The organism is Streptomyces sp. NPDC048506 (assembly GCF_040651315.1).
Lineage (GTDB): Bacteria > Actinomycetota > Actinomycetes > Streptomycetales > Streptomycetaceae > Streptomyces.
Window position 1 is genome coordinate 1 of the sequence record NZ_JBEZIX010000051.1, and the last position, 24,957, is coordinate 24,957.

Annotated in this window: 20 protein-coding genes and 1 pseudogene; 14 read left to right on the plus strand and 7 right to left on the minus strand. The window is 72.1% G+C overall.

The genetic code is table 11. The features are described from left to right. A partial coding sequence (locus tag AB0C96_RS33150) for an SDR family NAD(P)-dependent oxidoreductase (RefSeq protein WP_362922630.1) occupies positions 1–466 on the minus strand: 466 nt, incomplete at its 3' end. A gap of 98 nt (positions 467–564) precedes the next feature. Between AB0C96_RS33150 and AB0C96_RS33155 the strand changes: the two genes are divergently transcribed. Continuing rightward, entirely contained in the window at positions 565–1,488 is a 924-nt protein-coding gene (locus AB0C96_RS33155) for a LysR family transcriptional regulator (RefSeq protein WP_362922632.1), read from the plus strand. Here AB0C96_RS33155 and AB0C96_RS33160 read toward each other — a convergent pair. Both AB0C96_RS33160 and AB0C96_RS33165 read right to left on the minus strand, forming a co-directional pair. Then, positions 1,472–1,690 (minus strand): annotated as a pseudogene (locus AB0C96_RS33160) (IS630 family transposase); the annotation flags it as partial. The gene AB0C96_RS33155 and the pseudogene AB0C96_RS33160 overlap by 17 nt on opposite strands. A 204-nt stretch (positions 1,691–1,894) precedes the next feature. After that, positions 1,895–3,052 carry a magnesium and cobalt transport protein CorA gene (locus tag AB0C96_RS33165; RefSeq protein WP_362922634.1) on the minus strand — a complete coding sequence of 386 codons (1,158 nt, stop codon included), beginning with the start codon at positions 3,050–3,052 and terminating at the stop codon, positions 1,895–1,897. A gap of 230 nt (positions 3,053–3,282) precedes the next feature. Here AB0C96_RS33165 and AB0C96_RS33170 point away from each other — a divergent pair, with 230 nt between their 5' ends. From AB0C96_RS33170 to AB0C96_RS33200, 7 genes are all read left to right on the plus strand, one after another. Then, positions 3,283–3,672: a cell division protein SepF gene (locus AB0C96_RS33170; RefSeq protein ID WP_362922635.1), complete on the plus strand. Its 390-nt coding sequence runs from the start codon at positions 3,283–3,285 to the stop codon at positions 3,670–3,672. A gap of 54 nt (positions 3,673–3,726) precedes the next feature. Next, positions 3,727–5,085: a biotin transporter BioY gene (locus tag AB0C96_RS33175; protein WP_362922637.1), complete on the plus strand. Its 1,359-nt coding sequence runs from the start codon at positions 3,727–3,729 to the stop codon at positions 5,083–5,085. Next, positions 5,082–5,441, plus strand: coding sequence for a nucleotide pyrophosphohydrolase (locus tag AB0C96_RS33180; protein ID WP_362922638.1), 360 nt, complete (start codon positions 5,082–5,084; stop codon positions 5,439–5,441). The genes AB0C96_RS33175 and AB0C96_RS33180 overlap by 4 nt, the downstream gene beginning before the upstream one ends. 605 nt (positions 5,442–6,046) lie before the next feature. Next, complete coding sequence (locus AB0C96_RS33185; protein ID WP_362922639.1) at positions 6,047–6,502, plus strand: DUF6099 family protein; 456 nt, start codon at positions 6,047–6,049, stop codon at positions 6,500–6,502. Positions 6,503–6,982: 480 nt separating this feature from the next. Next, positions 6,983–7,906, plus strand: a complete 924-nt coding sequence (locus AB0C96_RS33190) for an LLM class F420-dependent oxidoreductase (protein ID WP_362922640.1) — start codon at positions 6,983–6,985, stop codon at positions 7,904–7,906. Between the two features lie 124 nt (positions 7,907–8,030). After that, positions 8,031–9,620 carry a 3' terminal RNA ribose 2'-O-methyltransferase Hen1 gene (locus AB0C96_RS33195; RefSeq protein WP_362922642.1) on the plus strand — a complete coding sequence of 530 codons (1,590 nt, stop codon included), beginning with the start codon at positions 8,031–8,033 and terminating at the stop codon, positions 9,618–9,620. After that, complete coding sequence (locus AB0C96_RS33200; protein ID WP_362922644.1) at positions 9,617–12,472, plus strand: polynucleotide kinase-phosphatase; 2,856 nt, start codon at positions 9,617–9,619, stop codon at positions 12,470–12,472. Before AB0C96_RS33195 ends, AB0C96_RS33200 begins: the two co-directional genes overlap by 4 nt. A gap of 54 nt (positions 12,473–12,526) precedes the next feature. Here the strand turns inward: AB0C96_RS33200 and AB0C96_RS33205 are convergent, their stop codons facing one another. Further along, positions 12,527–13,492 carry a helix-turn-helix domain-containing protein gene (locus AB0C96_RS33205; protein WP_362922646.1) on the minus strand — a complete coding sequence of 322 codons (966 nt, stop codon included), beginning with the start codon at positions 13,490–13,492 and terminating at the stop codon, positions 12,527–12,529. 95 nt (positions 13,493–13,587) lie between these two features. Here AB0C96_RS33205 and AB0C96_RS33210 point away from each other — a divergent pair, with 95 nt between their 5' ends. The 4 genes from AB0C96_RS33210 to AB0C96_RS33225 all read left to right on the plus strand — a co-directional run bounded on the left by AB0C96_RS33210 (position 13,588) and on the right by AB0C96_RS33225 (position 19,307). Continuing rightward, the gene (locus AB0C96_RS33210) at positions 13,588–15,141 is read left to right on the plus strand and encodes an MFS transporter (RefSeq protein ID WP_362922648.1); all 1,554 of its coding nucleotides are present in this window, start codon (positions 13,588–13,590) and stop codon (positions 15,139–15,141) included. A gap of 89 nt (positions 15,142–15,230) precedes the next feature. Then, positions 15,231–16,466 carry an arginine deiminase gene (locus AB0C96_RS33215; RefSeq protein ID WP_362922649.1) on the plus strand — a complete coding sequence of 412 codons (1,236 nt, stop codon included), beginning with the start codon at positions 15,231–15,233 and terminating at the stop codon, positions 16,464–16,466. A 140-nt stretch (positions 16,467–16,606) separates the two neighbouring features. Further along, entirely contained in the window at positions 16,607–17,653 is a 1,047-nt protein-coding gene (argF, locus tag AB0C96_RS33220; protein WP_362922650.1) for an ornithine carbamoyltransferase, read from the plus strand. A gap of 163 nt (positions 17,654–17,816) precedes the next feature. Then, a complete protein-coding gene (locus tag AB0C96_RS33225; protein ID WP_362922652.1) occupies positions 17,817–19,307 on the plus strand; it encodes an amino acid permease in 1,491 nt (496 codons plus the stop codon). Here AB0C96_RS33225 and AB0C96_RS33230 read toward each other — a convergent pair. After that, positions 19,270–19,716, minus strand: a complete 447-nt coding sequence (locus AB0C96_RS33230; protein ID WP_362922654.1) for an ATP-binding protein — start codon at positions 19,714–19,716, stop codon at positions 19,270–19,272. The two genes, AB0C96_RS33225 and AB0C96_RS33230, sit on opposite strands and share 38 nt — an antisense overlap. A 225-nt stretch (positions 19,717–19,941) precedes the next feature. On the opposite strand from AB0C96_RS33230, the gene AB0C96_RS33235 reads away from it, so the two are divergent. Both AB0C96_RS33235 and AB0C96_RS33240 read left to right on the plus strand, forming a co-directional pair. After that, positions 19,942–20,769, plus strand: coding sequence for an enoyl-CoA hydratase family protein (locus AB0C96_RS33235; protein ID WP_362922655.1), 828 nt, complete (start codon positions 19,942–19,944; stop codon positions 20,767–20,769). Positions 20,770–20,771: 2 nt separating this feature from the next. After that, positions 20,772–23,039: a bifunctional salicylyl-CoA 5-hydroxylase/oxidoreductase gene (locus AB0C96_RS33240; RefSeq protein ID WP_362922713.1), complete on the plus strand. Its 2,268-nt coding sequence runs from the start codon at positions 20,772–20,774 to the stop codon at positions 23,037–23,039. A 65-nt stretch (positions 23,040–23,104) separates the two neighbouring features. On the opposite strand, the gene AB0C96_RS33245 is transcribed toward AB0C96_RS33240, so the two are convergent. Next, a complete protein-coding gene (locus AB0C96_RS33245; RefSeq protein ID WP_362922656.1) occupies positions 23,105–24,094 on the minus strand; it encodes a ScbA/BarX family gamma-butyrolactone biosynthesis protein in 990 nt (329 codons plus the stop codon). Positions 24,095–24,240: 146 nt separating this feature from the next. Beyond that, entirely contained in the window at positions 24,241–24,858 is a 618-nt protein-coding gene (locus AB0C96_RS33250; protein ID WP_362922658.1) for a ScbR family autoregulator-binding transcription factor, read from the minus strand. Positions 24,859–24,957 lie beyond the last annotated feature (99 nt).

Below are 24,957 nucleotides of genomic sequence, written 5' to 3' on the forward strand. Positions count from 1 at the left end.
CTGCCTTGCTCGCCGAGTAGACACTGAGCGCGTCGAGGCCCAGGACGTTCACCACCGACGTGGTGAGGACCACGCCGCTTCCCTCGCGCAAAAGCGGCGCCAACGCCTGCACCGTGAAGTACGGGCCCTTGGTGTTGATGCCGAAAAGCGCGTCGTACATCTCCTCCGTCGTCGAGTCGAACGGCGCGGACGCGGTGACACCGGCGTTGACGAACAGCGCGTCCACCGCGCCGAATCGCTCCCTGACCGTGTCGGACAGCGCCTCGATGTCCTTCAGGGACGCGGCGTCGCTGGGGACGGCGACCGCCTTGTCCCCCAACTGCTCCAGCGCGGCGTCCAGGGTGGATCGGGTGCGGCCGGTGATCAGTACGTGGGCCCCACCGTCCGCGAACAACCGGGCCGTGGTCAGGCCGATACCGCTGCTTCCACCCGTGATCACGATCTTCTTGCCGTCGTAAGTGGTCATGCCCCAACCCAAATATCCACCCGCACTCCCTGTCCAAGACCTGTTCCGTATGCCGTCATGTCCCAGGCGTATGACGACACGCGACGTACCCTGGGCGAATGGACGTCGATCTGCGGCTCGTGCGCTATTTCACGGTCGTGGCGGAGTACGGCAACTTCGGCCGGGCCGCCACCAGGCTGCATCTGGCGCAGCCGTCGCTGAGCCGTCAGATCCAGCGACTGGAGGCTCAGCTCGGTGTCCGGCTCTTCGACCGTTCGCCGCAGGGCAGCAGCCTCACCGACGCCGGTCAGGCATTCCTGCCCAGGGCCCGGATACTGCTCCAAGAGGCCGAGCAAGCCGCTCGCACGGCCAGAGCAGCCGCCCAGCCCCACACCGTCACCATCGGCTACGCCGAAGGACTGGTCATCACCTCCTGTGTGCAGGAACTGCGCCGCCGGCACCCTGACGGCCAGGTCCGCACCCGCCACCTCGGCTGGCGGGACATGCACGCCCTCGCCGAGGGGCGGGTCGACGCCCTCGTCGCGTACAGGCCGCTGGCCTTCCCCACGGACGGCTTCCGCGTGACCAAGCTCCATGAGGAGTCGCGGGTTCTCGTCACGTCGGCCAGACATCATCTGGCGAAAGAGAAAGCTGTCAGCCTGCGAACTCTGTCGGCCGAGGAACTGGTGGCCTGCGTCAGCACTCCGGTCGTCTGGAGCACGCCCAAGCCGGTCGGCGACCGCCCGGCACCACCCCCGCCCGCGATCGACGACAGCTACGAGGACAAGCTGGAACTCATCGCCACCGGCCACTGTGTCGCGATCTTCCCTGTCGGCGATCGACGCGCCGCTGTGCGCGAGGACATCGCCCTGGTGCCGGTCATCGACATCGATCCCTGCGAGGTTGTACTCGTCACGCGCGCCGACGACCCCAACCCGCTGCTCGGACCACTGGAAGACGTCGCACGTGCATTGCTCGGCACTACCTCCCGACGGGAGAACAACGAACTGCCGGTCAACTGCCCCCCAGGCCGATCCCGCTGAACCGGTGGATCACGTCCCGGTTAGTTCCCTCGTCGGCCTGGACCAGCTGGGCGATCACCGGCACCCGGTTCCCGCCAGCGGCGGCCAGCAGCATCATCGCGCCCCGATATCGCACCGAGCTGGTGCTGCCCCGGCGCACGATCTGTTGCCGCTTCTGCCCTTCCTGGTCAGCCAGTCTGTACACACGGACAGGCTCGGCCACCGCGGCACCTCCAGCACGATCGGACGTCAGCGCACAGCCAACCGCCACGACCACCGACCCGGCGAACCTATGCGGTCAGAGCACTAACCGGCCGGCAACTGCGTCGGTTCGCCCCGGATTCGTTTCCCCACTGCCGCTTCCGGTTCGATCCGTAAGGGATGCGAGAGCAGAGCGCGAAGGAGAGCTGAGCGTGGTCCGAGGAGGCTAGAGCCAGCCCCGCTTCTTGAAGACGATGTACAGGCTTGTGCACACCACCCCCATCAGCAGGATCGCGAAGGGGTACCCGGCCGCCCAGTGCAACTCCGGCATGACGTCGAAGTTCATGCCGTAGATCGTTCCCACGAGTGTGGGTGCGAAGAGAATGGCGGCCCAGGAGGAGATCTTCTTGATCTCCTCGTTCTGTTCGAAGCCGGCCTCCGTCAGGGCGCGCATCTCGGCGTTCTGCTGTTGGTTCACCAGCGTGGCGTTGACCGTGAGGATGTCCTGAAGGGCCTGGCGGAAGCCGTCCACGCGCTCCGTGGTGTGCAGCGCGTGATCGGCCACGTCGCGCAGGTAGCGGCGCAGCTCCTCGTCGATGGCGTACTTCTCGAAGCCCGCGGTGAGGCCCTCCAGCATGCCGTTCAGGGGGCGGGTCGCGCGTTGGAACTCGACCACCTCGCGGGAGAGTTCGTAGATCCGTCGGGAGACCCGGGGATCGCCGCCGAACACCTCGGTCTCGATCTCGTCGATGTCGTTCTGGACGCCGTCGACGACCGGTGCGTAGCCGTCGACGACCGCGTCGAGGATCGCGTAGAGGACGGCCTCGGGGCCGCGCTTGAGGAGTTCGGGGGCGTCCTCCATCCGGAGGCGTACGGCCGAGAGGTCCGGGGCGCCGCCGTGCCGGACGGTGATCACGAAGTCCCGGCCGACGAAGACGTGCAGCTCGCCGAAGTCGACCTCTTCGCGGTCGTCCAGATAGCGCGCGGCACGCAGCACGACGAAGAGGGTGCCGCCGTAGCGCTCCAGCTTGGGGCGCTGATGGGCCTCCAGGGCGTCCTCGACGGCGAGCGGGTGGAGGTCGAACTCCGAGGCCAGGGCGACCAGTTCGGAGGGGCTCGGGCGGTGCAGTCCGATCCAGGCCAGGGTGTCGTCCGTGGCGCGCTGCTCCCGGAAGGCGTCGGCGAGGGTGTCGTGGGTGCTGATGCGGTGTCCGTCGCGGTACAGGGCCGCGCTGATGACGCTGCTGGGGGTCTCGGCCGGCGGGGGCGCGGCGCCGGACGCGGCGGCCGGATCGGCGGGCGGGGGGCCGGCGGGCCGCTTCTTCGCGGGTTTGCGCAGGCCGCGCAGGCCGCGCGACCACCGGCCGGGAGGCTCAGCACTCATGCGGAACCGACCTCCGTCACAAGAGGGGATGAACAGGCACACAGAAGCTCGACGCAGGATATCTGCCGAGGATGTCGGCACAGGTCAGCGGGCATGGTGCAGGATGGAAGAGACGCGCGGGGACGGGGCGGGGTGTGTGTCGCGTCCGCGGAAGTTTGTATGTTTATCTCTAGTATCGGTGCGATGCAGATACCGCAGACAGCCAGTGCTCCTCCAGGTGAGGTGATTCGGTGAACGGCCCTGATGCCACCGACGAGCAGTGGGAAGGGCTCGCCGAGGTCGTCCCGCTCCGCGGCAGCAGCGGATGGCCCTCCTGGCCCGACCATCGGGCCCTCCCCGAGGAGGAACCGGCCGAGGAGCAGCGCCGGTTCATGGTCATCCGGGTACAGACCTTCGCGGACGCCCGCGAGGTCGCCGAGTACCTGATGGCGCAGATCCCCGTCCTGCTCGACCTCAGCAGCGCCGACACCGACGTGGCCAAGCGCATCCTGGACTTCTCCAGCGGTGTGGTCTTCGGGCTCGGCAGCGGGATGCACCGGGTGGACACCAATGTCTTCCTGCTGGCGCCGGTGGGCACCGAGGTCGCCGAAGAGGCGGCGGGGGCCGTCCCCCGTTCGTAGGAAGAGCTGTCGGGCGTAACGGTTCTCCGTCCGGGCACTGCATAGCGTCCACGCATGCATACCGACAGTGTCCGGCCGGCGCTCACCCAGTTACGGCTGTCCGCCTTCAAACGTCATCGTCGCGTCACCCTGCCGCTCGGCCCGGTGACCCTGCTGAGCGGCGGCAGCGGCAGCGGCAAGTCCAGCGCGCTCCAGGCGTACGAGATCCTTGCCCGGTTGGGCAGCGGAGAACCGCTGGCCCGGGCCGTCCGGGAGGCGGCGGGCGGCCCGTCGGCGTGTGTGCCGGCGGGGGCGCGGCCCGACGGGCAGGGACGGCGCGGTTTCCACATCGGCTGCACGGTGGACGGGCCGGCCGGCCCGGTCAGCCTCGACCTCGCCGTACAGGCCGAACCCGAACTCCGCATCGTCGGCGAGCGGTTGACCGGCGGCGGCGAGACGCTGCTGAACACCGCGCTGACCGATCCCACCCGCCGCGCCGTGCAGGCGGCCTGGTACACCGCGGGCGCGACCCCGGTGACCCGTGCCCCGCTGCCCGACGACCGGCTGGGCACGTCCCTGCTGCCGCTGCGGGTCGCGGGCAAGACGGCGGGGCAGCGGCTGGTCCTGGCCGCCGCCGAACAGGTGGTGGTCGCACTGCGGTCGGCGTTCGTCTGCGATCCGCGCCCGGAGGTCATGCGGGGGGTGGAGGTCGAGGTCGCGACGGGGGAAGCGGGAGGTGGGAGCGGCTCCGCCCGGGGTGCTGCCGGGACCGCGGGGGCCGGAGGGCGCAGGGGAAGCGGCGGTGGTGCCGCCGGTTGCCGGGGCCGGGACGGCGGCGGCGGGCCGGAGCATGACGAGGGGCGGCTGCGGTCGTCCTGCGACAACCTGCCGGCGGTGCTGGAGCGGACCAGCCGGGAGTGCGCCCGGCGGCACGCGGTGCTGGTGGCGGCCGTACGGGAGGCCTGTGCGGGGCCGGTGGACGGGCTGCGCGCGGTGCCGCGGCAGCTGGTCGCGGCGGGGTTGGCAGCGGCACCCGCGGCGGGCGGGGACGGCGGGTCGGTCGGCCCGCAGGCCTGGCCGGGGGCGCGGGAGGCGGGGGTGCGGGCCGTGGTCGACCGGGGGGTCCTGGGCGAGCTGCCCGTCGAGCAGCTCGGTGACGGGGAGCTGAGGTTCCTGGGGCTGGCCCTGGTGCTGTTGACCGGGCCGGGAGTGCTGGCCATGGACCCGGCCGGGGAGATCCCCTCGGCCCAGCAGCAGATGACGGTGGTGGCGGACGGGATGGACCGCTGCATGGACCCCCGACAGGCGCGCGAGCTGACGTCGCTGGCCGTGCGGATGGCCGAGCGCGGGCACGTCAGGGTGCTGGGGACGGTGCGGGACCCGGCGGCCGCCGAGGGCCTACCGGGTGTCCAGGTGCTACACCTGGAGGCATGAGCGAGGATCTTCATGCGTTGCAGCGACGGCTGGCCGAGTTCGCGGCCGCGCGGGACTGGCAGCAGTACCACACCCCCAAGAACCTGGCCGCGGCGCTCAGCGTCGAGGCCGCGGAACTCGTCGAGATCTTCCAGTGGTTGACGCCGGAGCAGTCGGCGAAGGTGATGTCCGACCCGCGGACGGCCGGCCGGGTCGAGGACGAGGTGGCGGATGTGCTGGCGTATCTGTTGCAGTTCTGCCAGGCGCTGGGGATCGATCCGCTGACGGCGCTCGCCGCGAAGATCGAGCGCAATGAGACGCGTTTCCCGGCGGTCCGCCAGGCGCCGCCGGACCGGCCGCGGGAGGGCGGGGAGTAGCGGCGACGAACAGGGGGTCGGGGCGGTCCGGGCTGGGGCGGGGCGGGGCGGGGCGCGGAGTGGGGGAGGGGAGCGGTGGGGATGGTGGGGGCGGTGGGGGTGGTGGGGATGGTGGGGATGGTGGGGCGGCCGGGCGGCGCATCGGCTCTCCGGTCGGCTGCCGCCGGCGTCCGACCCTCTTCCGCTCCCGCCGGCATCCGACCGGCTCCTGCCGGCATCCGGCCCGCTCCCGCTCCCGCGGGCATCCGACCGGCTCCCGCTGGCGTCCAAACCGCTCCCGCCCGTGTCCGGCCCGCTCCTGGCGCGCCTCGGGCCCGGGGCCGGGCTCCGGCTCGTCGGGGCCGCGCCGGCGGGTCTGTTCCGGACTTTCCGGTCTTTTCCGTGACCTGTGCCGGTGGCGTGAGGGGTGGGGTTGCTGTGGCGTGAGAGGAATGGGGAGAGTCCATACCCGCCATTCATCACTCTATGGAGTTATTGATCTCTCCACAGCGCCTTGCTTGTCCACAGATTTGCGAATTCCCCTGGCTTTTTTGGCTGTTGACCCTCACTCTGGGTAGTGGAAGAAGTGCGGGGTGCATGCATGCGATGAGGAAGGAGGGGCCCGGATGGACGCGGTGCGGATCATCGCGGCCAGTCGGCGCAGTCTGGCGGACGCGACCACCGTTCAGGATGTGATCGTCGAGGCGTGGCAAGCGCAGGCCTTGGCGGAAGCGATAGGTAGCCATCTCGCGATACTCGGGCCGTACGAAGTGCGGTCCCGTGCCCGAGGGCTGGGCGACGCGGGCGGGCGGTTCAGCGGGGGGCCGCTGTGCACGGCATCGGCCACCGGCGGGCTACGAGCGGCTCAGCTGACCGAAGTGAGTGATGTCCGGGCGGCCTTGACGAGCCTGTGCTGGCTGCTACGGGAAGTGTGCGAAGCGCTGGTCGGAGTGGTGCTGCTCGCGGACGAGGAGGGGATGTACTGGACCTGTGTCGAGGCGATGGACACGGTCGACGAATCGAGGGACCGCGTGGGCGGGATATTGGAGAAGCTGGAAGTGCGACACCCGAACCCCGCCTAGGAAGGAGGAACGACGAGGCGGCACGGCGAGCGGGGCACCCGACTCACGCATCGGGAACCACGGCTCGGGAACCACGCCTCGGCAACGACCGCACGCCCACCACACCGGCGCACCACACGACGGATCGCCGCTCAAGGCCCTGCCACTGCCACTGCCACTGCCGCTGCCAACGTCGCCAGCGCAGCCTCCGCCGCACCGTCCGGCGAGAGATGAGGGGTACGCCCGCCGACGAGCGCGCACCCCGGACACCCACTGACATTCCCTGGCATCCACCGTCCCCTCGTCACCGTCCCCTCGTCACCGTCCCCTCGTCACCGTCTCATCCGTCACCGCCCGTCGCGGTTCGTGCCCTTGCAGTCGGCCCAGGTGCCGGGGCCGGTCCGACGTGGCTTCTCACCCCGGCGCCCGAGCCGTGGACCCGACCTGATGCATCGACACGCCCTGAGGATTGGTCCGCTGCTCGGAGTGCAGGATGGAGGTATGGACCTACGCATCTTCACCGAGCCCCAGCAGGGGGCTTCCTACGACACGCTTCTGACGGTGGCCAGAGCCACCGAGGACCTCGGATTTGACGCGTTCTTCCGCTCCGATCACTACCTGAGCATGGGCAACGTCGACGGGCTGCCCGGTCCGACGGACGCCTGGATCACGCTGGCCGGTCTGGCCCGGGAGACCCGGCGCATCCGGCTCGGCACGCTCATGACGGCGGGCACCTTCCGGCTGCCCGGGGTGCTGGCCATCCAGGTGGCCCAGGTCGACCAGATGTCCGGGGGGCGGGTCGAACTCGGTCTTGGCGCGGGCTGGTTCGAGGAGGAGCACCGGGCGTACGGCATCCCGTTCCCCAAGGAGAAGTTCGCGCGGCTGGAGGAGCAGCTGGCGATCATCACCGGCCTGTGGGCCACCGAGACCGGAAAGGAGTTCAGCTACGACGGAACCCACTACCAGCTGGAGAATTCCCCGGCGTTGCCCAAGCCGGCCCAGCGCAAGGTGCCGGTGCTGGTCGGCGGACACGGTGCGTCGCGTACCCCGCGGTTGGCGGCGCAGTACGCCGATGAGTTCAACATCCCCTTCGCCTCGCTCGAAGACACCGAGCGCCAGTTCGGGCGGGTGCGTGCGGCCGCCGAAGCCGCCGGTCGGAGGGGCGACGACCTGGTGTACTCCAACGCGCTGGTGGCCTGCGTCGGCAAGGACGACGCCGAGGTGGCGCGGCGGGCCGCGGTCATCGGGCGGGACGTGGACGAACTGAAGGCCAACGGCCTGGCGGGGTCGCCCGCCGAGGTCGTCGACAAGATCGGGCGCTATGCCGCCCTCGGCTCCTCCCGCGTCTACCTTCAGGTGCTGGACCTTGACGACCTGGACCACCTTGAGCTGATCTCGGCGCAGGTGCAGTCACAGCTGGGCTGAGCCGCAGGGTTGAGCAGAGCCGCGGGCTTGGGTTGGGCCGACGGGGTGTGCCGAGCCAAGGGGTCGGGGCGCTGCCGGGGAAAACCGGTGGGGATCGGGGCGCGGTGCGACGATACTCGGACGTGTGTTCCTGACGATAACCACCACCGGCAGCGCCGACCGTCCTGCGACCGACCTCGGATTCCTGCTGCACAAGCATCCCGACAAGGCGCAGCAGTTCTCCACATCGCACGGCACCGCGCACGTCCTCTACCCCGAGGCGGACGCGGAACGCTGCACGGCGGCGCTGCTGTTGGAGGTCGATCCCATCGCCCTGGTCCGCCGGGGCCGGGGGAAGGGCCGCGGCGGCGCGCCGGATTCGGCGCTCGGCCAGTATGTGAACGACCGGCCGTATGCCGCGTCCTCGCTTCTGGCGGTGGCCCTGCGGAGCGTCTTCGCCAGTGCCATGAAGGGGCAGTGCGCCGCGCGGCCCGAGTTGGTGGCGCGGCCGCTGCCGCTGCGCATCGAGGTACCGGTACTGCCCGCCCGGGGCGGTGCGGAGTTGGTGCGCAAGCTGTTCCAGCCGTTGGGCTGGACGGTGCTGGCCGATCCGGTGCCCCTGGACGAGACGTTCCCGGAGTGGGGTGACTCCCGCTACGTACGGCTCGTCCTGGAGGGGGAGCGCACCCTCGCCGAGGCGCTGCGGCACCTGTACGTACTGCTACCGGTGCTGGACGACGCCAAGCACTACTGGGTCGCGCCGGACGAGGTCGACAAGCTGCTGCGGGCCGGCGAGGGCTGGTTGGAGGACCACCCGGAGCAGCGGGTGATCGTCGGCCGCTATCTCGCCCGGCGCTGGGCGCTGACACGACGGGCCATGGAGCGGCTGGAGCTGGAGCGGTTGGCCGAGTCGGACGACGTGGCCGCCGAGGAGATCGACAACGCGGTGGACGAGGAGGTGGACACCGAGGAGCGGCCGGTGCCGCTCGCCGTCCAGCGGCGGGAGGCGATCCTGGCTGTGCTGCGCGCGGAGAAGGCGGCGCGGGTGCTCGATCTGGGCTGCGGCCAGGGGCAGTTGGTCGGCGCGTTGCTTACGGAGGGACAGTTCACCGAGATCGTGGGAGTGGACGTCTCGATGCGGGCGTTGCACGAGGCCCGGCGCCGGCTGCGGCTGGACCGGATGCCCGAGCGGCAGGCGGCGCGGGTACGGCTCGTCCAGGGGTCGCTGGCGTACACCGACAGCAGGCTGAAGGGGTATGACGCGGCGGTGCTGAGCGAGGTCGTCGAGCACGTCGACCCGGCGCGACTGCCGGCGCTGGAGTACGCGGTGTTCGGGGCGGCCGCACCGCGGACCGTCGTGGTGACGACGCCGAACGTCGAGTACAACGTGCGCTGGGAGTCGCTGCCGGCCGGCCACGTACGCCATGCGGACCACCGCTTCGAGTGGACCCGCGAGGAGTTCCGGCAGTGGGCGCAGGGCGTCGCCGCACGGCACGGCTACGAGGTGGCCTTCGGCCCGGTGGGCCCGGACGACCCCGAGATAGGCCCGCCCACCCAGCTGGCCCACTTCCGCAAGGCGGGCGAGGGCGACGGTGGCGCGGGCCGCGGTGAGCCACGCAATGACGGCTACGAGCCGAGCAATGACGGCCACGGGCAGAGCGACGTCGGCGAAGAGCAGAGCAACAGCAGTGCGGACCGGACCGGTTCGGCACGAGGGAAGGAGGTCGCGGCATGACGGGCGGTGACCGTATGGAGTACGAGGACGGGAGCCGGCGGGAGCACGACGGCCCGTCCGAGGCGGCGCGACGTCCGCTCGCGGTGCCGGACCTCTCGCTCGTGGTGCTGGTCGGGGCCACCGGTTCCGGCAAGTCCACGTTCGCGGCCCGGCACTTCAAGCCGACGGAGGTCATCTCCTCCGACTTCTGCCGGGGACTGGTCAGCGACGACGAGAACGACCAGAGCGCCAGCGGCGACGCGTTCGACGTGCTGCACTTCATCGTGGGCAAGCGGCTGGCGGCCGGCCGGCTGACCGTCGTCGACGCCACCAACGTGCAGTCCGAGGCGCGCGCCCAGCTGGTGCGGCTGGCCCGGGAGCACGACGTGCTGCCGGTGGCGATCGTGCTGGACGTGCCCGAGCAGCTGTGCGCCGAGCGCAACGCGGCGCGCGCCGACCGGGCCGGGCTGCCGAGGCGGGTCATCCAGCGCCACCAGCGGGAACTGCGGCGTTCGCTGCGCCATCTGGAGCGCGAGGGCTTCCGCAAGGTGCACCTCCTGCGCGGTCCGGCGGAGGTGGCGGCGGCCGAGGTCGTCCGGGAGCGGCGGTTCAACGACCTGCGCCACCTCACCGGCCCGTTCGACATCGTCGGCGACATCCACGGCTGCCGTTCCGAGCTGGAGACCCTGCTCGGCCGGCTGGGCTACGCGCTGGCGCGCGATGCGCTCGGCCGGCCCGTGGACGCGGTGCACCCGGAGGGCCGTACCGCGGTCTTCGTCGGGGACCTCGTCGACCGGGGGCCGGACAGTCCCGGAGTGCTGCGTCTGGTGATGGGCATGGTGCGGGCCGGGCATGCGCTGTGCGTGCCCGGCAACCACGAGAACAAGCTCGGCCGGTACCTCAAGGGCCGCAAGGTCCAGCACACCCACGGGCTCGCCGAGACCATCGAGCAGCTGGACCGGGAGGACGACGCCTTCCGCGCCGAGGTCGGGGAGTTCCTGCACGGGTTGGTGAGCCACTACGTGCTGGACGGCGGCGGGCTGGTGGTGTGCCACGCCGGACTGCCGGAGAAGTACCACGGCCGGACGTCGGGCCGGGTGCGCTCGTTCGCCCTGTACGGCGACACGACGGGTGAGACCGACGAGTTCGGCCTGCCGGTCCGCTACCCGTGGGCCGAGGACTACCGCGGCCGCGCCGCCGTCGTCTACGGTCACACGCCCACCCCCCGCGCCACGTGGCTCAACAACACCATCTGCCTGGACACCGGGTGCGTCTTCGGCGGCGCGATGACCGCGCTGCGCTGGCCGGAGCGCGAGCTGGTGGACGTACCGGCGGAGCGGGTCTGGTACGAGCCCGCGAGGCCGCTCGCCACCGAGGCGCCGGGTGGGGCGGACGGCCGTCCGCTCGATCTGAACGACGTGGCCGGCCGGCGGGTGGTGGAGACCCGTGCGATGGGCCGGCTCGCGGTCAGGGAGGAGAACGCCGCGGCCGCGCTGGAGGTGATGAGCCGCTTCGCGATCGACCCGCGGCTGCTGCCGTACCTCCCGCCGACGATGGCGCCCTGCGCGACCTCGTCGGAGGAGGGCTTCCTGGAGCACCCGGCGGAGGCGTTCGCCGACTACCGGGCCGAGGGGGTGCGGGAGGTCGTGTGCGAGGAGAAGCACATGGGCTCCCGGGCCGTGGTCCTGGTCTGCCGTGACACATCGGTGGCCGGCGAGCTCTTCGGCGTGCCGAAGGGGGTGTCGGGTGCCCTGTACACCCGCACCGGGCGGCCGTTCTTCGACGACCCGGAGCCGACCGAGCGGATCCTGCGGCGGGTCCGGACGTGTGTCGAAGAGGCCGGTCTGTGGGAGGAGCTGGACACCGACTGGCTCCTTCTGGACGCCGAACTGATGCCGTGGTCGCTGAAGGCGACGGGGCTGCTGCGCAAGCAGTACGCGGCCGTCGGCGCGGCGTCCGGGGCGGCGTTCCCGGGTGTGCTCGGTGCGCTGACGGCGGCGGCCGCGCGGGGCGTCGAGGTGGGGCCGCTGCTCGACCGGCAGCGCGACCGGGCCGCGGACGCCGCGGCGTTCACCGAGGCGTACCGGCGCTACTGCTGGCGCGTCGGGACGGACCCGGCGCGCCCGGGGATGCCCGCGCCCGCGGTCCCCGGCACCAGTGCGGACCCCGGCACCGGTGCGGACCCCGTCACCGCTGCGGACCCCGGCACCAGTGCGGACCCGGCGGGCCCGAAGGACCCCGGCACCGGTGCGGCCGGTGCGGCCCAGGAGGCCGAAGGGCTCGGGCGGCTGGACGGCGTCCGCCTGGCGCCGTTCCAGATCCTCGCGGTGCGGGGGCGCAGCCTCGCCGGGCTGCCGCACACCGAGCAGCTGGCCCTGATCGACCGGATCGTCGCGGCCGAGGGCGCGGTGGCGTCCCGGGACGGTGCGCCGCCCGCCGGGGGCGCATCGCAGCATCCGGGGCTGCTCGTGACGACCCGCCGGATCGTCGTCGACACCGAGGACGAGGAGTCGGTCGCGGCCGGCATCCGGTGGTGGCTGGAGCTGACCGCGGACGGCGGTGAGGGCATGGTCGTCAAGCCGGTGCAGGCGCTGGTGCGCCGGGCCGACGGGCGGCTGGTGCAGCCGGGTGTGAAGTGTCGCGGCCGGGAGTATCTGCGGATCATCTACGGTCCGGAGTACACCCGCCCGGAGAACTTGGCGCGGCTGCGGGTCCGCCACCTCGGGCACAAGCGCTCACTGGCCCTGCGCGAGTACGCGCTCGGCCTGGAGGCGCTCGACCGGATGGCGGACGGCGAACCGCTGTGGCGGGTGCACGAGGCGGTCTTCGCGGTGCTCGCGCTGGAGTCGGAGCCGGTGGATCCGCGGCTGTAGCGGAGGCCTGGGGAGGAGTCCCCGCGGAGGCCCGGGGGAGGAGTCCCCCGGGCCTCACGCCGTCCGCGCCGCGCGGTAGGACCGCCGGTAGTCGATCGGCGGAACGCCCACCACCCGGGTGAAGTGCCGGCGGAGGTTGGCCGCCGTCCCGAGGCCGGCCAGCTCCGCCACCCGCTCCACGGGCAGGTCGCTGCCTTCGAGCAACTCCCTTGCCCGGCCGATCCGTTGGGTCTGGAGCCACTGCATCGGCGTGGTGCCGGTGGCGGCGTGGAAGCGGCGGACCAGGGTGCGGGGGCTGGTGTGCGCCCGGCGGGCGAGGTCGGCCACGGTCAGCGGTTGCCGCAGCCGTTCGGCGGCCCATTGCAGGACCGGCGCGAGCGAGTCGTCCCGGCGTTCGGGCAGCGGCGTCTCGATGTACTGGGCCTGGCCGCCGGGGCGGTGCGCCGGGGCGACCAGTTGGCGGGCCAGCGAGTTGGCGGTCTCGGTGCCGAAGTCCTCGCGCACCAGGTGCAGACAGACGTCGACGGCGGCGGTCGAGCCCGCGCCGGTGAGCACGTCGCCGTGGTCGACGTAGAGCACCGACGGGTCGACGGTGACGGCCGGGTAGCGCTCGGCGAGCAGCGCCGCGTACATCCAGTGGGTGGCGGCCGTCCGCCCGTCGAGGAGGCCGGTCGCGGCGAGGGTGAAGGCGCCCGAGCAGAGGGAGACCAGCCGGGCACCGCGGCGGTGCGCCTCGCGCAGCGCCGTGACGAGTTCCTCCGGGGGATCGCCGTGCACGTCCGCCGACCCCGGCACCAGGACCGTGTCGGCGGTCACCAACTCCGCTGCCCCGTAAGGGGTGTCGGCGCGGAACCAGGGGCCGGTGCGAGCCGGTCCGGCGCCGTCCGTGCCGATCGCGCAGACCCGCAGGTCGTACCAGTCGGGCGGGGTCTGGATCCGGTCGAAGCCGAAGATGTGGCAGGGGATGGCGAGTTCGAAGAACGGCATGCCGTCGGTGACGGCGACCGCGAGGGAGGGCATCCGGCGAGTATGGCAGGACGAGCGGCAGTAATGTAGCGGGTGTTGTCAGAACTGCCACTCGTGGCGGCGGGGCGGAGCGCCGATGCTTGATCGACATGACCACTCCAGTCTCCGAGAACCGACCGACAGGCGCGCCCGCAACCGCCCCTGAACTGTGTGAACGTGACGATCCGTCCGGCACGGCGGCCCCCGCCCCAGCCTCAGCCCTGGCCCCGGCCCCGGCCCCGGCCCCGGTCTCAGCCCCGGCCCCAGCCTCAGCCCCGGCCTCAGACCCCCGCCGCTGGCTCGTCCTGGCGATTGCGTCCGCGGCGCAGTTCCTCGCCGTCCTCGACCTCCTCGCCGTCACCATCGCGTTCCCGGCGATCGGCCGGGACTTCGCGCCGGCGCCCGCCTCCGCACTGTCCTGGGTGCTCAACGGCTACACCGTGGTGCTCGCCGCGCTGCTGATCCCGGCCGGCCGGATCGCCGACGAGGCGGGGCGGCGGCGTTGCTTCCTGCTCGGCATGGTGCTGTTCGGCCTGGCCTCGGCGGCCTGCGCGGTGGCGCCCACTCTCCCGCTGCTGGTCGCGGGCCGCGTGGTGCAGGGCGCGGCGGCCGCCGTACTGATCCCCACCTCGCTCTCCCTCGCCCTGCCCGCCTTCCCGCAGCGGGAGCGGGCGACGGCGGTCGGCGTCTGGACGGCGGTCAGCGCCGTCGCGGCGGGTTCCGGCCCGGTGCTCGGCGGACTGCTCGCCGCCACCGACTGGCGGCTGATCTTCCTGATCAACGTGCCGGTGGTGCTGCTCGCGGTCGGCGCGGGCGTCCGGCTGCTGCCCCGGTCGGTGCGCGGCGAGCGGCAGGCCCTCGACCTGCCGGGGGTGGCACTGGTGCTGGTCTGCATCGGCGCGCTGGTGACCGCGTGCGTCCAGGCCCCCGACTGGGGCTACACCGCTCCGGCCACGCTCGCGGTGCTCGCCGTCGGGCTGCTCGCCGGAGCGCTGGGGGTGCGTCATGTGCGTCGCGCGTCGGAGCCGGTGGTCGATCCGGCGCTCTTCGGGACGCCCGGGTTCACGGCCGCCACGCTGGGACTGCTCGGCTACTTCGTGGCGTACGCGGCCATGATGCTCGGCGCGACCCTGCTGTTCACCGACGTCTGGCACTACTCGGCCCGGACGGCCGGTCTGGCGCTCGCTCCCTGGCCGCTCACGGTGCTGGTCGTCTCCGTGCTCTCCGGTCGGATCGTCCGGGCGGCCGGGGAGCGCGGCACCGGCGTCATCGGTGCGCTCTGCTTCGTGGCGGCGGCCCTGTGGTGGCTGCTGTTCGCGGACGGCGACGGCGCCGGCCCGCACTACGCGGTGCACTTCCTGCCCGGTCTGGTCCTCGCCGGCTTCGGCACCGGCCTCTACCAGCCGGTGATGTTCGCCGCCGCCGGTCTGCTGCCCGCACGCCGCCTGTCGCTGGGATCGGGCGTGCTGATGGTCTCCCGGCAGGCCGGTACGGCGCTCGGGGTGGCCGTGCTGATCGCCGTGTCGGGAGGGCAACGGGCCCCGGGCATGGCCGAGTTGCGCGTCGGGTGGGTCATCGCGGCGGTGACCGCGGCCGCCGCGGTCACCGCCGCGACGGCCCTGCGCCCCGGCAGGCCGACGGCCCGGCGGACGGCCGGGAGCTGACCGGCGCTCCGCGCTCCCCGCAGCGACCCGCCACCCCCACATCGTCCGGACTCCCTCCACCGGGCCCCGGAAGCGGCCAAGATGGGGAGATGGGATTCCATGTCGACTCAGAGGCCGGGCGACTGCGCCGGGTCATCCTGCATCGCCCCGATCTGGAGCTGAAGCGGCTCACGCCGTCGAACAAGGACGCCTTGCTCTTCGACGACGTGCTGTGGGTGCGCCGGGCGCGGGCCGAGCACGACGGTTTCGCGGACGTGCTGCGCGACCGGGGTGTGCAGGTGCACCTCTTCGGGGATCTGCTGGCCGAGAGCCTCCAGATCCCCGAGGCGCGGGAGCTGGTCCTGGACCGGGTCTTCGACGAGAAGGAGTACGGGCCGCTGGCCACCGACCACCTGCGTGCCGCCTTCGACGAGCTGCCGGTCCCGGAGCTGGTGGAGGCGCTGGTCGGCGGCATGACCAAGCGCGAGTTCCTGGAACGCCATCCGGAGCCGACCTCGGTCCGCTTCCACGTGATGGACCTGGACGACTTCCTGCTCGGCCCGCTGCCCAACCACCTCTTCACCCGCGACACCTCCGCCTGGATCTACGACGGGGTGTCGATCAACTCGATGCGCTGGCCGGCCCGGCAGCGCGAGACCGTGCACTACGAGGCGATCTACCGCCACCACCCGCTCTTCCGCGGTGAGGACTTCCACGTCTGGTCGGAGGGACAGGCGGACTTCCCCTCGACGATCGAGGGCGGTGACGTGCTGGTGCTGGGCAGCGGCGCGGTGCTGATCGGGATGAGCGAGCGGACCACGCCGCAGGCCGTCGAACTGCTGGCGCGCGGGCTGTTCGCGGCCGGGTCGGCGCGCACGATCGTGGCGCTCGACATGCCCAAGCGGCGGGCGTTCATGCACCTGGACACCGTGATGACCATGATCGACGGGGACACCTTCACCCAGTACGAGGGGCTCGGCATGCTCCGCTCGTACACCATCGAACCGGGCTCGGGCGAGCAGGACCTGAAGGTCACCGACCATCCGCCGGAGCATATGCACCGCGCGATAGCGGCCTCGTTGGGACTGTCCGACATCCGGGTGCTGACCGCGACGCAGGACGTGCACTCCGCCGAGCGGGAGCAGTGGGACGACGGGTGCAATGTGCTGGCGGTGGAGCCGGGCGTGGTGGTGGCCTACGAGCGGAACGTCACCACGAACACCTTCCTGCGCAAGCGTGGCATCGAGGTGATCACGATCCCGGGGAGCGAGCTGGGGCGGGGGCGCGGTGGACCGCGCTGTATGAGTTGCCCGGTGGCGAGGGAGGCGGTGCCCGGGGCAGCCTGAGGCGGGACGCCGCGGAGGGCCGCCCCACCGTCCGTATAGGGATACGGTGCCTCGTATACACTTCCAGGGTGCGGGTCTGTGCGACCCTCTCATGCGTCCGCACGCCCCCGTCCCGACCGCCGCGAACCAGGAGCCCACCCATGGCGATAGACCTCACCGGTCGCCACTTCCTCAAGGAGCTGGACTTCAGCGCCGAGGAGTTCCGCCGACTGATCGACCTGGCGGCCGAGCTGAAGGCGGCCAAGCGCGCCGGCACCGAGATCCCCCGCCTGAAGGGCCGGAACATCGCCCTCATCTTCGAGAAGACCTCGACCAGGACCCGCTGCTCGTTCGAGGTCGCGGCCGCCGACCAGGGTGCCTCGACCACCTACCTGGACCCGTCCGGCTCGCAGATCGGGCACAAGGAGTCGGTCAAGGACACCGCCCGGGTGCTCGGCCGGATGTTCGACGGCATCGAGTTCCGCGGCAGCCGGCAGTCCGACGTCGAGGAGCTGGCCGAGCACGCCGGCGTACCGGTCTTCAACGGGCTGACCGACGACTGGCACCCGACCCAGATGCTCGCCGATGTGCTCACCATGATCGAACACGGCGGGGGGCGCCCGCTGGCGGAGACCGCCTTCGCCTACCTCGGCGACGCCCGCAACAACATGGGCAACTCCTACCTGGTCACCGGCGCCCTGCTCGGCATGGACGTCCGGATCGTGGCGCCGAAGCAGCTGTGGCCCGAGGAGGCGGTCATCGACCGGGCGCGGGCGCTCGCGGAGACCAGCGGCGCCCGGATCACCCTCACCGAGGACGTCCCCGAGGGCGTCCGCGGCGCGGACTTCGTCGCCACCGACGTCTGGGTCTCCATGGGCGAGCCCAAGGAGGTGTGGGACGAGCGGATCGCACTGCTCGCCCCGTACGCGGTGACGATGGACGTGCTGCGCGCCACCGGCAAGCCGGAGGTGAGGTTCCTGCACTGCCTGCCCGCGTACCACGACCTGGGCACGGCGCTCGGCCGCGAGATCCACGCGCGACACGGGCTCGGCTCGCTGGAGGTCACCGACGAGGTCTTCGAGTCCGCGCACTCGGTGGTCTTCGACGAGGCGGAGAACCGGATGCACACGATCAAGGCGGTGCTGGTCGCCACGCTCGCCGACCGGCGCGGCCCGCGGCCGGCGGAGCGCGGCGCGGCACCGCAGTAAGGAACGTCACGCTGCATAGTCATGCGCCTCGACGGGCGATCATGCGGCATCAGCGGCTACCATCGAGCCGCTTGCGGGGTTCGGACCCACCGGTCCGGACCCCGCTGCGTGCGTGGCCCACCCCCGCCGCGCGCACCGCACCACCAGAGAGAGAACCACCCGCATGACCCGCTCAGGTCCGTCCGGACTGCGCATCAAGTCCCCCGACCAACTCGTCGCCGAATCGGGGGCGGACCTCGAAGGCCACGGCCTGAAGCGCAGCATGGGCCTGTTCCAGCTCATCTGCTTCGGCATCGGCGCCATCGTCGGCACCGGCATCTTCGTCGGCCTGTCCGACACCGTCGCCGAGGCCGGCCCCGCCGTCGTCGTCTCCTTCGTCCTGGCGGCCGTCACCTGCGTCTTCACCGCCTTCTCGTTCGCCGAGCTGGGCGGCGCGATCCCGGTCTCCGGCAGCTCGTACTCCTACGCGTACGCCACCCTCGGCGAGCGCACCGCCTTCCTCGTCGGCTGGTGCCTGCTGCTTGAGTACGGCATCTCGATCTCCGCGGTCGCCGTCGGCTGGGGCCAGTACCTCAACGAGCTGCTGGGCAGCCTGACCGGCTGGCAGCTGCCGGCCGCGCTCTCCAACCCGCCCGGCGAGGGCGGCATCGTCAACGTCCCGGCCGTCGTCGTGATGCTGCTCGCCGCGCTGCTGCTGGTCCGCGGCATCCGGGAGAGCGCCCGCGCGACCGCCGCGATGGCGGTGCTCAAGCTGGCGATCCTGGTGCTGTTCTGCGCCGTCGGCTTCAGCGCCTTCCGGGCCGGACACCTCTCGCCGTTCGCGCCGCAGAGCGTCGCCGGCATCACCTCCGGCGCCTCGGTCGCCTTCTTCTCGTACATCGGCTTCGACGCGATCACCACGGCCGGTGAAGAGGTGAAGAACCCGCGGCGGAACATCCCGGTCGCGATCATGGTGTGCATCGGCGTGGTCACCGTCCTGTACTGCCTGGTCGCGCTCTCCGCCATCGGGGCGCTCTCCGCCGACCAGGTAGCCGGCCAGCCCGCCGCGCTGTCGCTGATCGTCAACCACGTCACCCACTCCACGATCGGCGGCGGGGTGATCGCCTTCGGCGCGGTCGTCGCCATCGCCTCGGTCGTCCTCGCGGTGATGTACGGCCAGACCCGCATCCTGATGTCGATGTCGCGGGACGGGCTGGTCCCGCGGGTCTTCGAGCGGATCTCGCCCCGCACGTCGACGCCGGTCGCCAACACCTGGATCGTCGCGGCCGTCTTCGCGGTCCCGGCCGCGGTCGTCCCGTTGGACGTCGTGATGAACCTGACCACCATCGGCACGCTGGCGGTCATGGCGGTGGTCAACCTCAGCGTCCTGGTGCTCCGCCGCAGCCGCCCCGACCTGCGCCGCCCCTTCCGCGTCCCGCTCTTCCCGATCAGCCCCGTCCTCGGCATCGGCTTCTGCGGCTACCTGATCTACGGCACCGGCCCGGCCACCTGGCTTCAGTTCGCCGGGTTCCTGGTGGTCGGCGCCCTGGTCTACGCGTGCTACGGACGGCGCCGCTCGCGGCTCGGCGCGGCCCCGGAGCAGCCCGCGGACGCGCCCGTCCGGCCCGCCGTGACCGTCAGCGCCGGCGCACCCGAGGCATCTCGGGAAGGGTGAACCAGACCGCCTTGCCGCCCTTCGTGGGGCGGCAGCCGGAGGCGGAACTCAGGGACCGGACCAGCAGCAGACCGCGGCGGCCGTCGATGCGGCGCGGCCCGGTGTCGAGCGACACCGGGTCCGGGTCCGGCGCGCCCAGCCCCTCGACGAGCGCCGGGTCGCCGTCGTGCACCTCCACCCGGCAGCCCGCCGGTGACGTCCGCACCACCAGCTCGACGGGGGTGGTGGCGCGGGCGTGCTTGAGGGCGTTGGCGACCAGCTCGGCGGTCAGCAGCTGAGCCGTGGTCCGGTCCGCGGTGGCCCGCAGGTCCTGAAGGGCGGTCCTGACCATGGCGCGGGCGATGGGCACCGCGGTGGCGCCGTGGGGCAGCGCGACGTGCCAGGTCGTAGGGGCGGACGGCTCCTGCATGGCTCCACCGTAGGGAGCGCGGGGGAGACCGCGGCAGGGGCGAGGGTCCGGCGTCGCCGTGACCTAGGTCATGCGCAGACCGGGACCTTCGGCAGGTACCGGGCCCGTCCGCACCGGCGCGCCGAGTGTCGCGCTCTCGTGACGACAGTCACCGATCGGTGATAACTTCGAAAGGCATCCGGAGAACATCCACCGGCCGACCCGTCAAAGGGGGCAGGCAGTCCGATGAGCCCGTACGCAGGATCCGCCCGAGCCACCGACTCCTGGCAGCACCTCCGCGTGACCAGGGAGGACGGCGTCGCCACCGTCACCCTGGCGCGCCCCGAGAAGCTCAATGCGCTCACCTTCGAGGCCTACGCCGACCTCCGCGACCTGCTGGCGGAGCTCTCCCGGGAGCGCTCCGTACGCGCCCTCGTCCTCGCCGGTGCGGGGCGCGGGTTCTGCTCCGGCGGCGATGTCGACGAGATCATCGGCGCCACCCTGGGCATGGACACCGCCCAGCTGCTGGACTTCAACCGGATGACCGGCCAGGTCGTCCGGGCGGTGCGGGAGTGCCCGTTCCCGGTGATCGCGGCCGTGCACGGCGTCGCGGCCGGCGCCGGCGCGGTGCTCGCGCTGGCCGCGGACTTCCGCGTCGCCGACCCCTCGGCCCGGTTCGCCTTCCTCTTCACCCGGGTCGGGCTCTCCGGCGGCGACATGGGCGCGGCCTACCTGCTGCCCCGCGTCATCGGGCTCGGCCATGCCACCCGGCTGCTGATGCTCGGCGACACCGTACGGGCGCCGGAGGCCGAACGGCTCGGCCTGATCAGCGAGTTGGCGGAGGAGGGCCGGGTCGACGAGGCGGCCGCCGCACTCGCCGGGCGGCTCGCCGAGGGACCCGCGCTGGCACACGCCCAGACCAAGGCGCTGCTGACGGCGGAGCTCGACATGCCGCTGGCCGCCGCCGTCGAGATGGACGCCGCCACCCAGGCGCTGCTGATGAACAGCGCCGACTACGCGGAGTTCCACGCCGCCTTCACCGAGAAGCGGAACCCCAAGTGGCAGGGGAAGTAGCCATGCGGGTCGCCGTCATCGGCGGCGGGCCCGGCGGACTGTACGCCGCCGCTCTCCTCAAACGCCTCGACCCCACCCGCCGGATCACCGTGTGGGAGCGCAACGCCCCCGACGACACCTTCGGCTTCGGTGTCGTCCTCTCCGACGAGACCCTCGGCGGCATCGAACACGCCGACCCGGAGGTGTACCGCGCGCTCCAGCAGGAGTTCGTCCGCTGGGACGACATCGACGTCGTGCACCGGGGCCGCACCCTGACCTCCGGCGGACACGGCTTCGCCGCTCTCGGCCGGCGACGGCTGCTGGCCGTACTGCACCGGCGTTGCCGCGACCTCGGCATCGAGCTGCGCTTTCGCACCGAGGCACCGCCTGCCGCCGAACTGGCCCGCACCCACGACCTGGTGATCGCCGCCGACGGGGTGCACAGCGCGACCCGCACCGCGCACGCGGACGCCTTCCGCCCGCAGCTGACCACCCACCGCTGCCGCTACATCTGGCTCGCCGCCGACGTCGCCTTCGACGCCTTCCGCTTCGAGATCGCCGAGACCGCCCACGGGGTGGCCCAGCTCCACGCGTACCCCTATTCCTGGGACGCCAGCACCGTCATCGTCGAGATGCGCGAGGAGGTCTGGCGGGCGGCCGGGCTGGACCGCGCCGACGAGCGGGAGTCGGCCGAGTGGTGCGCCAAGGTCTTCACCGAAGCCCTCGGCGGCCGGTCGCTGCGGTCCAACAACTCCAGCTGGATCGCCTTCCGCACGGTCGTCAACGACCGCTGGTCGTACGGCAACACGGTGCTGCTCGGCGACGCCGCGCACACCGCGCACTTCTCCATCGGCTCCGGCACCAAGCTCGCCGTCGAGGACGCCCTGGCGCTCGCCGCATGCCTTGAGGAACAGCCGGACACCGCCGCCGCGCTCGCCGCGTACGAGGCGGAGCGCCGCCCGGTCGTCGCCTCGACCCAACGCGCAGCCCGTGCCAGCCTCGCCTGGTTCGAGGAGCTGGCCACCTACGTCGACCAGCCGCCCCGCCAGTTCGCCTTCAACCTGCTCACCCGCAGCCGCCGGGTCACCCACGACAACCTGCGGCTGCGCGACCCGGCGTTCGTCGCGGCCGTCGAGGACGAGGCGGGCCACCCGGCCGACACCCCGCCGATGTTCAGCCCGCTCCGCATCGGCGAACTGACCCTGCGCAACCGGGTCGTGGTCTCCCCGATGGACATGTACTCCGCCGTGGACGGCACCCCGGGCGACTTCCACCTCGTCCACCTCGGCGCCCGCGCGCTGGGCGGTGCCGGGCTGGTGATGACGGAGATGGTGTGCGTCAGCCCCGAGGGGCGGATCACCCCCGGCTGCACGGGGCTGTACGCGCCGGCCCACGAGACGGCCTGGCGCCGGATCACCGACTTCGTCCACCGCGCGGCGCCCGGGACCGCCCTCGGCGTACAGCTCGGCCATTCGGGTCGCAAGGGCTCCACCCGACTGATGTGGGAGGGCATCGACCAGCCGCTCCCGGACGGCAACTGGCCGGTCGTGGCGCCCTCCGCACTGCCCTACCGCCCCGGCGTCAACCAGGTCCCGCACGCCCTGACCGTCCCCGAACTGACCGCCGTGCGCGAACAGTTCGTGCGCTCCGCCGAGTCCGCCGCCCGCGCCGGCTTCGATCTGCTCGAACTGCACTGCGCACACGGCTATCTGCTCTCCGGCTTCCTCTCCCCGCTCACCAACCACCGCACCGACGCCTACGGCGGCGACCTCACCGCACGGCTCCGCTTCCCGCTGGAGGTCTTCGACGCGGTCCGGGCCGCCTGGCCCACCGGGCGGCCGATGACCGTCCGCATCTCCGCGACCGACTGGGCGGACGGCGGCACCACCGCCGACGACGCGGTGGCCATCGCGGCGGCCTTCGTCGAGCACGGCGCCGACGCCATCGACGTCTCCACCGGACAGGTCGTCCCCGAGGAACACCCCGACTTCGGGCGCTCCTACCAGACGCCGTTCGCCGACCGCATCCGCAACACTCTGGGCGTGCCGGTCGTCGCGGTCGGTGCGATCTCCTCCTGGGACGACGTCAACTCCCTGGTGCTGGCCGGGCGCGCGGACCTGTGCGCGCTGGCCCGGCCGCATCTGTACGACCCGCAGTGGACGCTGCACGCCGCCGCCGAGCAGGGGTACGCCGGGCCCGGCGCCCCCTGGCCGCTGCCCTACCAAGCGGGCAGCCGCACCCCGCCCACCGGCCGCACCGACGCACCGAAGCCCCGCCTCACGCTGCACTGACGGGGAGGCAGGGGCAGCGGGGCGGGGCGGTTCCGGGGCGGTCCGGGCCGGGGCCCGGTGGTGTTTCAGGCGGTCGATACGCTGGTGATCCGCGCCGCGATCACCGGTTTGCCGTGCTGTTCCACGCCGATCTCGACCTGCCGGCGGCCGTCGGCGGCCGGTCTGGCCACCGGAGTCGTGGTCCGCGCCCGCACCCAGCAGGGCGCGTCCAGTTCGGCGTACCGCTCGAAGGTGCAGTCCATCGCCACCGGCACGGTGACCCCGGGCGTCGCCGCCTGCGCGGCCTGCCGGGCGGCCTCGATCATCAACATGCCGGGCGCATGGTCGACGGGGTGGTCGAAGAGCACCGGATGGGAGGTGTCCACCCGCAACTGCCAGTGGTCGGGCCGGCCGGTGGGGGAGAGCACTACATCGCGGTCGCGGTCCCGGGCGACCAATCGCGGGCTGACCGCCTCCGGCAGCGGCAGCCGGCGGGCGTTGGCGAACGTCAGGTCGCTGTACCTGCCGCGCAGCCGGCGGTAGACCGCAGGGCTGTGACAGGAGTAGTCGAGCACCGCCGAGGCCAGGTGGGCGCCGTCGCACAGGACGCGGAACTCCTGGCGGGCGCTGGCCAGCCGCTTGCCGCGGCGGACCACGTCATGGTCGGTGATGTGCAGCTCCACCTCGGCCGGTTCCTCGGCCGCGCGCAGCGCCCGGGGGACGAGGTCGTAACGGATCCGCTGCCAGATGATCGGCCGGTCCAGTGGCACCCGTTGCGCCACATGGCTGAGTAATATCCCGGCCTGCCGCATGGTCTCGATCAGCAGCAGCGGATCGTGCAGCCCGCCGACCGGAGCGTAGAAGCTGTGCGCACGCGGCCACTGCGCGCTCACCACCCAACTGCCGGCCGCGCCGCGCCGCCAGTTGGTCAGGAACACCTCGGAAACGGCGGCGCGGTGCACGTACTCACGCTGCACCGTCGTGGTCAGAACGGACCGTCGGTTTCCGTCGCCGAACCGGCCTCCGCCGTTTCGGCGCTGATCGCGCCAGGACGGCATGAGGGTGGCGCTGGCCATAGGCAACCCTTTCTGATCTGCGAACCTCGACCCGACGGGCCGAGCCTCGCTGGAGGCCCCGCGGCACTAAGATACGGACCATGTGGTTTGTTCACTAGTGCCAAGGGTCGTTCTTCGACGGGACGGAACGGCGGGCGGTCGCGCTGTCAGACGGAGAGCTGCACACCACGGCCGTGCGGGTCGAGATGGCCCATCGCACCGGCCGAGGCGAGGCCGGGCAGAGTGTGCTTCCACAACGCCGTGACCCGCTCGGGGAGATCGGCCCGATTGCTCGCGGCGCGCGAGAACAGCTGCACGCCCATGTACGCGGCGACGAAGAATTCGGCGGCCCGGTCCGGCGCCACGCCGGGCAGCAACTCACCGTTGTCCCGGGCCTCGCTGAACAGCTTGGTGATGATGTCGGTCCAGGCCTGGTAGGGCGCCAACGGCTCCTCGCTGAACGTCGTCTCCACCGCGATACGGGTGCCGGCCTGCAACAGCGGGTCACTGCGCAGGGCCAACGCCACCTGGTGGGTGAAGTCGATGGCGTCCTGTAGCCGGGAATCACTGACCCGCGGCACGAAGGGGTCGGTCTGCTCGGTGATCACCGCACGGGCCAGCGCGTCCTTCGACGTGAAGTGGAAGTACACGGCTCCCTTGGTGACCCCGGCGCGCTGGATGATCTCGGCCATCGTGGCGGCCTGGTACCCGCGGTGGCCGATGACGTGGGCCGCGGCTTCGAGGACGGCGCGCCGGGTGCGCACTGCGCGTTCCTGCTTGACCACCGATCATCCTCCGTATGCTCTCTTGGAGTTGTAGCCGAGTGCGCCCCGCTGCTGTGGCCGCGCGGTCTCCTTCCGCATCATAAAGAAGCCAACCATGCG